13 protein-coding genes and 2 pseudogenes are annotated in these 12146 nt (G+C 64.2%); 11 read left to right on the top strand and 4 right to left on the bottom strand.

Features of this window, described 5'->3' with window-relative positions; all coding sequences use genetic code 11:
- Nucleotides 1-29 precede the first annotated feature (29 nt).
- Nucleotides 30-545 (top strand): L,D-transpeptidase family protein, encoded by a 516-nt coding sequence (locus A7A09_RS04245; protein ID WP_106690226.1) that lies wholly within the window; start codon nucleotides 30-32, stop codon nucleotides 543-545.
- 84 nt (nucleotides 546-629) lie between these two features.
- Here the strand turns inward: A7A09_RS04245 and dalA are convergent, their stop codons facing one another.
- Nucleotides 630-1145 (bottom strand): divisome-associated lipoprotein DalA, encoded by a 516-nt coding sequence (gene dalA, locus A7A09_RS04240; protein ID WP_106690225.1) that lies wholly within the window; start codon nucleotides 1143-1145, stop codon nucleotides 630-632.
- A 215-nt stretch (nucleotides 1146-1360) separates the two neighbouring features.
- Here dalA and A7A09_RS04235 point away from each other — a divergent pair, with 215 nt between their 5' ends.
- Together A7A09_RS04235 and A7A09_RS04230 are read left to right on the top strand one after the other, a co-directional pair.
- Nucleotides 1361-2017 carry a L,D-transpeptidase gene (locus A7A09_RS04235; protein WP_436277775.1) on the top strand — a complete coding sequence of 219 codons (657 nt, stop codon included), beginning with the start codon at nucleotides 1361-1363 and terminating at the stop codon, nucleotides 2015-2017.
- Between the two features lie 109 nt (nucleotides 2018-2126).
- Nucleotides 2127-3020 (top strand): DMT family transporter, encoded by an 894-nt coding sequence (locus A7A09_RS04230; protein WP_106690223.1) that lies wholly within the window; start codon nucleotides 2127-2129, stop codon nucleotides 3018-3020.
- Here the strand turns inward: A7A09_RS04230 and hemH are convergent.
- A complete protein-coding gene (gene hemH, locus A7A09_RS04225; RefSeq protein WP_106690222.1) occupies nucleotides 3017-4045 on the bottom strand; it encodes a ferrochelatase in 1029 nt (342 codons plus the stop codon). The two genes, A7A09_RS04230 and hemH, sit on opposite strands and share 4 nt — an antisense overlap.
- The gene (locus tag A7A09_RS04220; RefSeq protein WP_245999129.1) at nucleotides 4042-4806 is read right to left on the bottom strand and encodes a methyltransferase domain-containing protein; all 765 of its coding nucleotides are present in this window, start codon (nucleotides 4804-4806) and stop codon (nucleotides 4042-4044) included. Before A7A09_RS04220 ends, hemH begins: the two co-directional genes overlap by 4 nt.
- An 85-nt stretch (nucleotides 4807-4891) precedes the next feature.
- On the opposite strand from A7A09_RS04220, the gene A7A09_RS04215 reads away from it, so the two are divergent.
- From A7A09_RS04215 to A7A09_RS04200, 4 genes and pseudogenes are all read left to right on the top strand, one after another.
- Nucleotides 4892-5692, top strand: coding sequence for a ComF family protein (locus A7A09_RS04215; protein WP_106690440.1), 801 nt, complete (start codon nucleotides 4892-4894; stop codon nucleotides 5690-5692).
- A 31-nt stretch (nucleotides 5693-5723) separates the two neighbouring features.
- Nucleotides 5724-5999 carry a glutaredoxin 3 gene (gene grxC, locus A7A09_RS04210; protein WP_106690220.1) on the top strand — a complete coding sequence of 92 codons (276 nt, stop codon included), beginning with the start codon at nucleotides 5724-5726 and terminating at the stop codon, nucleotides 5997-5999.
- Between the two features lie 20 nt (nucleotides 6000-6019).
- Nucleotides 6020-6861: pseudogene (locus A7A09_RS04205) on the top strand (carbon-nitrogen hydrolase family protein).
- Between the two features lie 4 nt (nucleotides 6862-6865).
- Nucleotides 6866-7336, top strand: coding sequence for a MarR family winged helix-turn-helix transcriptional regulator (locus A7A09_RS04200; RefSeq protein WP_106690219.1), 471 nt, complete (start codon nucleotides 6866-6868; stop codon nucleotides 7334-7336).
- Here the strand turns inward: A7A09_RS04200 and ubiG are convergent.
- Nucleotides 7333-8067, bottom strand: coding sequence for a bifunctional 2-polyprenyl-6-hydroxyphenol methylase/3-demethylubiquinol 3-O-methyltransferase UbiG (gene ubiG / locus A7A09_RS04195; protein ID WP_106690218.1), 735 nt, complete (start codon nucleotides 8065-8067; stop codon nucleotides 7333-7335). The genes A7A09_RS04200 and ubiG overlap by 4 nt on opposite strands.
- Before the next feature lie 47 nt (nucleotides 8068-8114).
- On the opposite strand from ubiG, the gene pip reads away from it, so the two are divergent.
- From pip to A7A09_RS04175, 4 genes and pseudogenes are all read left to right on the top strand, one after another.
- Nucleotides 8115-9110: a prolyl aminopeptidase gene (pip, locus tag A7A09_RS04190; RefSeq protein WP_106690217.1), complete on the top strand. Its 996-nt coding sequence runs from the start codon at nucleotides 8115-8117 to the stop codon at nucleotides 9108-9110.
- 145 nt (nucleotides 9111-9255) lie between these two features.
- Nucleotides 9256-9879, top strand: coding sequence for a ribosome maturation factor RimP (gene rimP / locus A7A09_RS04185; protein WP_106690216.1), 624 nt, complete (start codon nucleotides 9256-9258; stop codon nucleotides 9877-9879).
- Nucleotides 9879-11497 (top strand): annotated as a pseudogene (gene nusA, locus A7A09_RS04180) (transcription termination factor NusA). Before rimP ends, nusA begins: the two are co-directional and overlap by 1 nt.
- 22 nt (nucleotides 11498-11519) lie before the next feature.
- Complete coding sequence (locus tag A7A09_RS04175) at nucleotides 11520-12140, top strand: RNA-binding protein (protein WP_106690215.1); 621 nt, start codon at nucleotides 11520-11522, stop codon at nucleotides 12138-12140.
- The last annotated feature ends 6 nt before the right edge of the window (nucleotides 12141-12146 follow it).

Raw genomic sequence — 12146 nt, 5'->3', positions numbered from 1 at the left:
CATAAAACAAATAAAATTCCGAGGCAGTGATGTATCGAGCAACCCGCCGGACGGTCACATTTTCGCTGTTGGCCTTGCTGGCAGCCTGTGGCAAACCGTCCTCCAAGTTCAAGTCCTATAGCGGCCCCCCGGTGACCCAGGTCGTGGTCAACAAGGGCAAGCGCCGCCTCTACCTGCTGAGCGGCAAGACCGTGCTGAAGGCCTATGATGTGGGCCTGGGCAATGTGCCGGTCGGACACAAGCGCTTCGAAGGCGACGGAAAGACCCCGGAAGGGATCTATTTCATCGACCGTTTCAACCCCAGGAGCCGCTATCACCTGTCGGTGGGCGTATCCTATCCGGATCCGCAGGACACGGCCTATGCCGAGGCCCTGGGCCGCAAGCCGGGCGGAGACATCTTCATCCATGGCTGGGGGCCGGAGGGTAATGCGCTGGCACCGAAAAGGCGGGATTGGACAGCAGGTTGCATTGCCGTGAAAGACGAGGAGATCGAAGAGATCTTCGCGATGGTGCGTCCCGGCGTCCCGATCGTGATAAGCCCCTGAACCGGGCAAATCGAGTTGCGAAAGCCCCGGCGGATCGGCCGGGGCTTTGTCATTTCGGCAGCAGGCCGATCAGTTCCCGCCCGATCAGTTCCCGCCGGTCAGGAGCGTCCACCAGATCTTGCCCGAGGCTTCCTGATACCATGCGACCCCCAGCCTGGTTGCCTTCGGATCCATGATCACGTCGCGGGTATCGCGCTCTGCCATCCATGCATTCAGCGTCTGGATGTCGTTTTCATATGTCTCCGAGATATTCTCTCCGACAAGATGTCCGTAATAACCCTGACGCCGCACCCGTTCCAGCGGAGACGAGCCGTCCGAACCCCAATGCCAGGCGCGGTTCTGCGCGGACATGTCACGCGAATGCGCCAGGGCCGCTGCCGTCAGTTGCGGGTCCAATGTCAGTGGATTCAGGGCAATATTGGCGCGAAGAGTGTTGACTTGCTGCAACACTCGGCCCGGAATCTGGGCCTCTTCACGCGCGTCGATCTTATAGGCGGTTGGCAATGGCTGGCCATCCGGGCCGATCTGCGCGGCCATACGCGGCTGACATGCGGCCAATGCGATCAGCGCAAGCACCGAAATTACTTTGAGTTTTCTCATTTATCCTGTCCCTCGACTGCTCTGGATCACAGATTTACCGAATGGCGGTGGCGCCTTCAAACGCAAGAATGCGTGATGTTGGCAGGTTTTCATTCGTGGCATTTCTCGCATCTGTTTGATTTGGCGGCTCTCTCCGGGCACGTTATATATTCGGCATCCGCAATGGTCGGAGCAGTAAGGCCGCCCCGAAAGAGTGGCCAGAGGAACGAGGATATTTGCTGATGAGCATGACAGCTTTCAATCGCCGGGCATTCCTGGGCTCGGCCGCTGCGCTCGGGGCCGCCAGCCTGGCGGCGCCCGGTTTCGCGCAGCAATTTGACCCCTATACGGGTCAGCCCATCTATAACGGTGCGGCAGACGGCGCGACCCCCGATGCCGGGGCGGTCCAATATGACAGCGGCGCCAACCAGCGCCACAATATCTCCAGCTTCCGCGCCCAGGACTGGCGCCCCTATTTCGACAACCTGACCAATGGTGCGATCCTGTGCGACATCACCTCGCGCGCTGTCCATTACTGGTCCGAGGATGAAAGCGTCTACCGCGTCTACCCCTCCTCGATCCCGGTCAGCAAGGACCTGACCCGCTTGGGCCGGACCGAGATCATCAAGAAGGTCGAGGGCCCGTCATGGGCACCGACGCCCGAGATGAAGGCCCGCAACCCGTCCTGGCCGGATTTCGTGCCGCCGGGGCCGGACAATCCGCTTGGCACCCATGCGCTGTGGCTGAGCTGGCAGTATTACCGGATCCACGGCACCCATGACACGCGCAAGATCGGGCGCAAGTCGTCGAATGGCTGCATCGGCCTGTATAACGAACATATCAAGGAACTGTTCGGCATGGCCAATATCGGCACGCAGGTGCTACTGATCTGAACCGGCAAGGCGAACGAACGGAGCGAGGGGGCCGGCGGCCCCCTTCTTCATGCCTCCATTGCCGCGCCATGAAATCAACGCCATAACCGCCCTGAAAGCGAGTTATGGCATGAAGCAATTTTTCCTGACCGGGGTGGGCCTGCGCCTGCTGGCCGTGTTCCTGATCACGGCGATGTCGGCAGTGATCCATGCGGTCGGAACCGGAATCGAACTGGGGCAGATCATTTTCTGGCGCTCGGCCATCGCCATGTTGCCGATCCTTGTCTACATGCGGCTGCGAGGTGATTTTCCACAGGCATTGCGAACCTCTCGCCCCCGGCTGCATCTGACGCGGGGGCTGCTGGGCGTGGCAACCATGGCGCTGTCCTTTCTGTCGCTCATCCATCTTCCGGTCGCCAACGCCCAGGCATTCGGCTTTCTCGCGCCAGTGCTAAGCCTGCCGCTGGCAGCCCTGTTCCTGAAGGAAAAACTGACGCTGCCAATCCTGATCGGCGTATTGCTGGGTTTTTCCGGCGTGATCCTGATGCTGTTCGAGGCGTTCGAAATGCCGGGCGACAGCGCTCTGATCGGAGTCGCGGCCGGGTTGGGCTATGCGACACTGATGGCCGTCTTGAGGGTCTATGTGAAGGCCATGACACGGACAGAACGCGCCGCAACCATTGCCTTCTACTTTGCCCTGTCGGGGGCCGTGGCGGGTCTGGCAACAGTGGTGCTTGGCTGGACCATGCCCGATACGGGGCAGCTGGCGATGCTCTGCGGCGCGGGGCTGCTGGGTGGCCTGGCCCATATCGCCTCGACCGAAGCGGTGGCGCGCGCGCCGGTCTCGGTCATCGCGCCATTCGATTTCACCGGGCTGGTCTGGGCTGCGGGATTCGATTTGCTGTTCTTCCAGCACCTGCCGGGCAGATGGGCGCTGATCGGCATGATCGCGATCACCGCCGCCGCGCTCTTGGTCACATTTGCGGGGCCACGCCATCCACGCCCCCCGCGGTTGGTGGGTTAGACCCACCCGCCGATATTTTCGCGGATGACATTCATCATCACCTCGATATGCGCCGGATCATCGTTGAGGCAGGGAATATAGGTGAAGCCCTCGCCGCCCGCATGCTCGTAAGCCTCGCGGATCTCGCCGTTGATTTCCTCCAGCGTTTCGATGCAATCGGCGGCGAAGGCGGGCGAGATCACCGCGATGTCGCGATGCCCCTGCCGCGCCAGTTCGGCGACATGCTCGACCGTGTAAGGGCGCAGCCATTCCTCGCGGCCGAAAACCGACTGGAACGAGGTGTCGATGATGCCATCCTCCCAACCCAAACGCTCTTGCAGCAGGCGAGAGGTTTTCCGGCACTGGCAATGATAGGGATCGCCCTGCATCAGGTAGCGCTTGGGCATGCCGTGATAAGAGGCGACCAGTTTCGAGGGCTTGCGCCCCTCCAGCGCCCGTTCGACCGAGCCCGCCAGCGCGTCGATGTAATCGGCCCGGTCGAAATAGGAATCGCAGGTGCGGACCGAGGGCTGCCATCTCTGCTCCATCAGGGCCCGGAAAAGCTGGTCATTCGCGGTGGCCGAGGTCGCCCCGGCATATTGCGGATAAAGCGGCAGGAACAGGATGCGGCGGCAGCCCGCCTCGACCATGCGCGCCACGACCTCATGGGTCGAGGGGTTGCCGTAGCGCATGCAGAACTCGACCATCACCTGTTCGCCCCATTCGGCGGAGGCGCGTTCGCGCAAGGCCTGTGCCTGGTCGCGGGTGATGGTCATTAACGGGCTTTCGCCCTTTTCCTCGTTCCAGATCGTCTTGTAATTCGCGCCCGAGCTGAAGGGCCGCTTGGTCAGGATGATGCCCTGCAGGATCGGCTGCCATTTCCAGCGCGGCAGGTCGATCACCCGCCGGTCCGAGAGGAACTCGTTCAGGTAGCGGCGCATCGACCAGTAATCATAGCCGTCCGGCGTGCCAAGATTGGCAATCAGGATCCCGGTTTTCGCGGGGGCTATCCGGGGATGGTCGGCGGGCGCATAGGCTGGCGTCATGATTTGTTCCTGATCTCGTTCAGTGCATCGGCAAGGCTTTTCCGGGCAGAGCCGGGGCGCAGGGGTTTCTGCTGTGTTTCGGACGGAGCCCACCCGGTCAGGAAAACCAGATCGAAGCTCGCCTGGATACGGGACGGATCGTCGCGGTCGGGATGCGCCTGCGCATAGATCGCCCCTGCACGGGCAAATATCTCGCGCCGGGTGGGCTGGCGCAGCCGGGTAGCCATCGCGTTGCCCTCACCCATGGCCCGCAGGTCATGCGCCAGATGCGGCAGGTCGCGATAGCTGGCGCACTGGCTGACCAGATCGGCCACCGGCAGCGCCAGCCCGGCGCGCGCGAGCAGCGCGCCCATATCGCGGATCTCGCCCATTGGCAGGATGCGCGGCGACAACCCGCCGGTGACCTCGGCCTCGGCCTGGGCCATGGCGGCGCGGGCCTCGTGCAGGGTCTGGCCGCCGAAACAGACGGCGATGAACAGCCCGTCCTCGTGCAGCGCCCGCGCCGATTGCACGATCTGCCCGACCGGATCGTCGGCCCAATGCAGCGCCATGGCATGGATGACCAGGTCATGCGATGCCGGGGTCAGATCCAGCACCGGATCGTCGGGCACCACGCACGCCTGCGGAAACTCCGTCGACCAGAAACCGGGAAATCCGGTCACGACGGCGGGCGCGTGAAAATCCCTGTTAATCTCTGACAGCCTATCCTTGAGCTCTGCCGCCGCGATGCGGTGCAATACATCGACATGGCCCTGGGTCATTGCACGGCGCCGTTGACGCTGTAGTGCGTTGCGATCGGTCAGGGGCGGACGTTCGGGACGGGATGGGGAAGAACTGCTCATGGGCATGCAACATAGGCTGCTTGGCGGTCCGGTAAAAGCCGTCCTGCACATGCTTTACCCGCCACAATGCCTTTCCTGCGGCCAGCTCGCCGCGGGCGCGGCCGATGATCCGCCCTCGCACCCCACCGGGGCCGGTCTTTGCCCCGCTTGCTGGCAAGAGACGCATTTCATTTCCGGCCTTGCCTGCACGCGTTGCGGAGCGCCGCTTCCCGATGACGGCCATCGCGGCGCGCAGGAGCATGGCGCGCAGGAACACGGGGCCAGATGCGACGATTGCCTGTCGGTGGTGCGCCCCTGGCAGCACGGCCGGGCGGCAATTGTTTATTCCGGCACCGGACGGGAACTGGTCCTGACGCTGAAACATGGCGACCGGCCCGACCTGGCACCTGCCCTCGCCCCCTGGCTGTTGCAGGCAGCCGCGCCGATCATCCGGCCCGACATGATCGTCGCGCCGGTGCCACTGCATTTCCGGCGTTTGCTGAAGCGGCGTTACAATCAATCCGCCCTGCTCGCCCGACATCTCGCCAAGCTGCGGGGATTACACCATCTGCCCGACCTGCTGCTGCGCAGGCGGCATACGCCTGCCCAGGATCACCGCGGCGTCGCGGATCGATTCGCCAATGTCTCCGGCACGATCGGGATCAATCCCCGCCACGCGCCCCGAATCACGGGCAAGCCGGTGCTGCTGGTCGATGACGTGATGACTTCCGGCGCAACCCTCGCCACCGCGACCGAGGCGTTGCTGGCGGCGGGATCGGGGCCGGTTTCGGTCGCGGTGCTGGCGCGCGCCGTCAAGGATGCCTAGATAGAGGCAAATCCATGAAACGGAAATGCCAATGACCGACCAACCGCGTATCGAGATCTACACCACCCGGACCTGTCCTTTCTGCATATCGGCGAAATCGCTTCTGCAGCGCAAGAACCTTGCCTTCGAGGAAATCGACGTGGGCGCCCAGCCCGGATTGCGCGCCGAGATGACCCAAAGGGCCAATGGCCGCCGCACCGTGCCGCAGATCTTCATCGGCGGCAGGCTTGTGGGCGGCTGCGACGATCTCTTCGCGCTGGAGCGTGACGGAAAGCTGAACCAGTTGCTTGCGGGATCGCCCGCATGAACACCGCGACACCCGCCTCGCTGAAAGTTGCCCTGCTGCAGCTCAATTCCGGCGACGACCCTTATGCGAATCTCGCCGCCACGGTGCCGATGATCCGCGAGGCGGCCTCGGCGGGCGCGGCATTCGTGCTGACACCCGAGGTCACCAACCTGCTGTCCCCCGACCGCAAGCGGCAGGCAGCCGTGCTGAAACCCGAGGCCGAGGACCCGACCCTGTCCGCCTTGCGGGCCGAGGCGAGCGCGGCGGGGATCTGGCTGCTGATCGGCTCTCTGGCGCTGAAGGGCGACGATCCCGAGGATGAGCGTTTCGTGAATCGCAGTTTCCTGATCGATCCGGAAGGCGGGATCGTGGCGCGTTACGACAAGCTGCACATGTTCGATGTCACCATCTCGGAGACCGAGCAATATCGCGAAAGCTCCGCCTATCGTCCCGGCAGTCGGGCGGTGCTGGCGCGCGCCGCCGGGCAGCCGGTCGGCATGACGATATGTTACGACCTGCGCTTCCCTTATCTGTATCGCGACCTGGCAAAGGCCGGGGCGCGGATCCTGACCGTCCCCTCGGCCTTCAGCCCCACCACCGGCAAGGCGCATTGGGAGGCATTGCTGCGTGCCCGCGCCATCGAAACGGGCTGTTTCGTGCTGGCGCCGGCGCAATGCGGCACCCATCCCGCCCCGCATTCGCCCGATCGCCTGCCCCGGCAAAGCATGGCCATTCGCTTGCGGTCGATCCCTGGGGCAATGTGCTGGCCGATGGTGGAGTATCGCCGGGGGTGAGTATAGTTTCTCTTGACCTGATGGCAGTTGAAAGGGCACGGTCCCGCATCCCTTCCCTGGCACATGACCGGGCCTATGACGGCCCCTGAGGCAATGACCACGACCAAGAACGAAATCGAGCGCGATCAAAGCAGTGACCGGCTGGCCGCAAGCCTGTTCGCCGAGGTGTTCATCGCGGATCAGCTGTCACGCAGCCTGATCAGCCATGCCCTGCCGCGCGGCATGCAGATCTCGCATTTCTCGGTGCTGAACCTGCTGGCCCATGTGAACGAGGAACGCACCCCCGCGCAACTGGCCGAAGCCTTTCATGTCACCCGGGGCGCGATGACCAATACGCTGTCCCGGCTGGAATGGGCGGGTCATGTCCATATCCGTCCCGATTGGGACGACGCGCGCCGCAAGTTCGTATCGATCAGCCCGGCGGGAAGGGCCGCCCGCGATGCGGCCATCTCGGCCTTCATGCCGATCATCGCCGAGGTCGTGCGCGACATCGGCGCCGAGCGGGTCCGCCTTGCCTTGCCCGTCCTGCGCGAGCTGCGCCGCAGGCTGGAGGGTGACAACTAGCCCGGCTTGCGCGCCGCGATGGCGTAATTCACCGACAGGTCCCGGTCCGACAGGCTCCAGCCCCATGTCAGCGGGTTGAACACCATCCCCCGCGCATCGACCGGCGCCAGCCCCGCATTACCCGCCATTTCCGACAACTCCCCGGGCTTGATGAAACGGTTCCATTCATGCGTGCCCTTGGGCAGCCAGCGCATGATCCATTCCGCGCCGATGATGGCGGCACCGAAACTCTTCGCCGTGCGGTTCAGGGTCGAGACGATGGCAAGGCCACCGGGACGCAGCAGGTCGTGACAGGTGGCGATGAAGGCTTCCGGATCGGCGACATGCTCGACGATCTCCAGCGCCAGCACCACGTCGAAGACCTCGCCCGCGTCAGTCAGCGCCTCGGCGGTGGTGGCGCGGTAGTCGATCTCCAGCCCCTGCTGTTCGGCATGCAGCTTCGCAACAGTTATGTTACCTTCCGCGGCATCGGCTCCGACGACCTCTGCCCCCAAGCGCGCCATCGGCTCGGCGATCAGCCCGCCGCCGCAGCCGATATCAAGCAACCGCAAGCCCTCGAAAGGCCGCAGGCCGCGCCGGTCCCGGCCGAACTCGGCGGCGATCTGGCTCACGATATAGTCAAGACGCACCGGGTTCATCATGTGCAGCGGCTTGAACTTGCCCTTCGGATCCCACCATTCCGCCGCCATGGCCTCGAACTTGGCGATCTCGGTCGGGTCGATGCTTGTCATGACGGGTCCTTCTGGCGAGTTGCGGCAGTTGGGCTTATAGTCGGTCCATGGACAGATTGGCAGGACAAATCGGCGCCTCGGATGGCCGCCTCTACCGCTCGACCGAACCACATGAGCGGCGCGTCGTCGATACCGGCGACGGGCATCGGCTTTATGTCGAGGAATGCGGCAATCCCGAGGGCCGGCCGGTCATCGTCCTGCATGGCGGTCCGGGCGGCGGGTGCAGCCCCTATATGCGCCGATTCTTCGATCCCGGGCATTACCGGGTCGTGCTGTTCGACCAGCGCGGCTGCGGACGTTCGCGTCCCGCGGCCTCGGTCGAGGGCAACACGACCAGCGACCTGGTCCGTGACATCGAACGGATCCGCACGGTGCTGGGAATCGAGACCGCGCTGCTCTTTGGCGGCAGTTGGGGCGCCACGCTGGCGCTGGCCTATGCGCAGGCGCATCCAGATCATGTGGCGGGGCTGATCCTGCGCGGCGTCTTCCTGGGCAGGCGGACCGAGCTCGACTGGTTCTATGGCGGCGGCGCGGGGCGATTCTTTCCCGATCTCTGGGACCGTTTCTGCGAGCCGATCCCCGAGCCGGAGCGGGACGACATGATCGCCGCCTATCACCGCCGTCTCTTTTCCGACGATCTCGGGCAACAGGGGCGCTTTGCCATGCCCTGGCTGATGTGGGAAAACGCGCTGGCCGGGCTGCAGAACTCGGCCACCGGCCATGCGCCGCCCGAATATGCCCGCGCCTTCGCCCGGCTGGAGAATCACTATTTCGCCAATGGCTGCTTTCTGGACGAAGGCCAGCTTTTGCGCGACCGCCACCTGATCGAGCATCTGCCCGCCGTGATCGTGCAGGGCCGCTATGACATGGTCTGTCCGCCGCTCTCGGCCTATGAACTGGCGCAGGGATGGGAGAAATGCGACCTGCGGCTGGTGCCCGCCTCGGGCCATGCGCTGTCGGAACCCCGGATCTCGGCGGAGCTGGTGCGGATCATGGACGCGATTCGCGATGACGACCGGCGCGACGCGGGACAGGAGGGCTGAGATGCCTCACCACCATCTCCCGCTTGCAATCCCGCAGATTCGGTCCTATATGCAGCTCAACAGCGGTGCAGGCTTCCACCCCCTGCCCACCGGAAGTTTCGCACGGGCCCGCTGACGGCCCGTTTTTTGTATCCGAAAGGAAGTCATGTCCAACGACCTGATCGCCAAGACCGCCATCGACCGGCGCCTTGCCGAGATCATCACCCCGGTGATCGAGGATCTTGGCTTCGAGCTGGTGCGCGTGCGGCTGCAGGGCGGCAAGACGGCAACCCTGCAGATCATGGCCGACCGGCCCGAGGGCGGCATCAATGTCGATGATTGCGGCGATATTTCCGTCGCCGTCAGCGCCACTCTGGATGTCGAGGATCCGATCGAGGAGGCCTATCATCTCGAGGTGTCCAGCCCCGGCATCGACCGCCCGCTGACCCGGCTCAAGGATTTCGAGGCATTCGAGGGCTACGAGGCCAAGCTGGAAACCAACCAGCCCATCGACGGGCGCAAGCGCTGGAAAGGCGTGCTGGCCGGGGTCGAGGGCGAAGAGGTCCTGCTGAATATCGAAGAAGGCGGCGAAGTGCAGACCATCGGGCTGAATTTCGACTGGCTGTCGGATGCCAAGCTGGTCCTGACCGACGAGCTTATCCGTGAAATGCTGCGTCAGAAGAAAGAGGCCGGGGTCGAGATCGACAATCTCGACGAGGGCGCCTTCGACGCGATTGAAACCGACGATGAACAGGGCGCGGACCGCGCCGATGACGCAAGGAGTAAGTGATGGCGATCACCTCTGCCAACCAGCTGGAACTGTTGCAGACGGCCGAGGCGTCGCACGCGAGAAGATGATCGAGCCCGAACTGGTCATCGAAGCGATGGAGGACAGCCTCGCCCGTGCCGCCAAGTCGCGCTACGGCGCCGAGATGGATATCCGGGTCAAGATCGACCGCAAGACCGGCAATGCCAGCTTTACCCGCGTTCGCACCGTGGTCGAGGATGACGCGGTCGAGAATTACCAGGCCGAACTGACGGTCGAACAGGCCCGCCCCTATCTGGACGATCCGAAGGTCGGCGACGTGATCGTGGACGAGGTGCCGCCGGTCGAACTGGGCCGGATCGCCGCGCAATCGGCCAAGCAGGTCATCCTGCAGCGGGTCCGCGAGGCCGAGCGTGACCGTCAATACGAGGAATTTAAGGACCGCGCCGGCACCATCATCAACGGTGTCGTCAAGCGCGAGGAATACGGCAATATCATCGTCGATGTCGGACGTGGCGAGGCAATCCTGCGCCGCAACGAGAAAATCGGCCGCGAAAGCTATCGCCCGAACGACCGCATCCGCGCCTATGTCAAGGATGTCCGCCGCGAAACCCGCGGCCCGCAGATCTTCCTGTCGCGCACCGATCCGCAATTCATGGCGGAACTGTTCAAGATGGAAGTGCCCGAGATCTACGACAATATCATCGAGATCAAGGCCGTGGCCCGCGACCCCGGCTCGCGCGCGAAGATCGCCGTGATCAGCTATGACAACTCGATCGACCCGGTCGGCGCCTGCGTCGGCATGCGCGGCAGCCGCGTTCAGGCCGTGGTCGGCGAATTGCAGGGCGAGAAGATCGACATCATCCCGTGGAACGAGGACCAGGCGACCTTCCTCGTGAATGCCCTGCAGCCCGCCGAGGTCAGCAAGGTCGTGTTCGACGAGGATGGCGGCCGCATCGAGGTCGTGGTGCCGGATGAACAGCTTTCGCTGGCCATCGGCCGCCGCGGCCAGAACGTGCGCCTAGCCAGCCAGTTGACCGGGCTCGATATCGACATTCTCACCGAGGAAGAGGAATCCAAGCGCCGTCAGGCCGAGTTCAACGCCCGCACCAAGCTGTTCATGGATGCGCTGGACCTGGACGAGTTCTTTGCCCAGCTCCTGGTCGCCGAAGGCTTCACCGATCTGGAAGAGGTCGCCTATGTCGAGCAGGACGAGTTGCTGAGCATCGAGGGCGTGGACGAAGGCACCGCCCAGGAGCTGCAGGCCCGTGCCCGCGATGTCCTGGAGGCCCGCAACAAGGCCGCGATGGAAAATGCCCGCGCGCTCGGGGTCGAGGATTCGCTGGTTGAATTCGAGGGGCTCACTCCCCAGATGATCGAGGCGCTGGCGAAGGACGGCATCAAGACGCTTGAGGACTTCGCGACCTGCGCCGATTGGGAACTGGCCGGTGGCTGGACCACCGTGGACGGCCAGCGCGTCAAGGACGAGGGCCTTCTGGAGCCCTTTGACGTGTCGCTGGAAGAAGCGCAGAATATGGTCATGACGGCCCGTGTCAGCCTTGGCTGGGTCGATCCCGCCGAACTGGAGCCAGCAGCCGAAGAAGAAGACGAGCCCGAAACCCCCGAGGAGGCCGGGGCCTGACCGCCCCGGATCTGGCAAGGCCGTGAGCCGGGGCGGACGGGACAAGACGCACGAACAGCCCGAACGGCGCTGTATCGTCACCGGCGAGGTGCAGCCCAAGCGGGGGTTGATCCGTTTCGTCGTCGGGCCGGACGGCCTGGTGGTGCCCGACCTGGCTGAAAAGCTGCCCGGCCGCGGCATCTGGATAAGCGCCGACCGCGCCGCGATCGAGAAGGCCGTGGCCAAGGGATTGTTCTCGCGTGCGGCCAAGGCGCAGGTGAAGGCGCCCGGCGAATTGGCCGGAATGGTTGAAACCGCCCTTGCACGGCGGGTCGTGGAACTGGTTTCGCTGGCCCGGAAATCCGGCAAGGCGGTGGCGGGGTTCGAAAAGGTTAAGGGCTGGCTGGCCGAAGGCAGGGCGCGTGTGCTCTTGCAGGCCAGCGATGGCTCGGAACGCGGGAAGGGCAAGCTGTGGACACCAACGGGTGGCCGCTGGTTCGGTTGCCTCACCGCCTCAGAATTGGGTTTGTCCTTCGGGCGCGATCATGTCATACACGGCGCGCTTGCGGCGGGTGGCCTGACGGACAAGGTGATCTTGGAAGCCGGCAGACTGACGGGTCTGCGCGGGCATGACGGCGGCAATACGGCCGCCGGGAAGGAATGAAGACGC

The organism is Paracoccus methylarcula (assembly GCF_003007735.2).
Lineage (GTDB): Bacteria > Pseudomonadota > Alphaproteobacteria > Rhodobacterales > Rhodobacteraceae > Paracoccus > Paracoccus methylarcula.
This window is presented reverse-complemented; position numbering and strand designations above follow the sequence as displayed.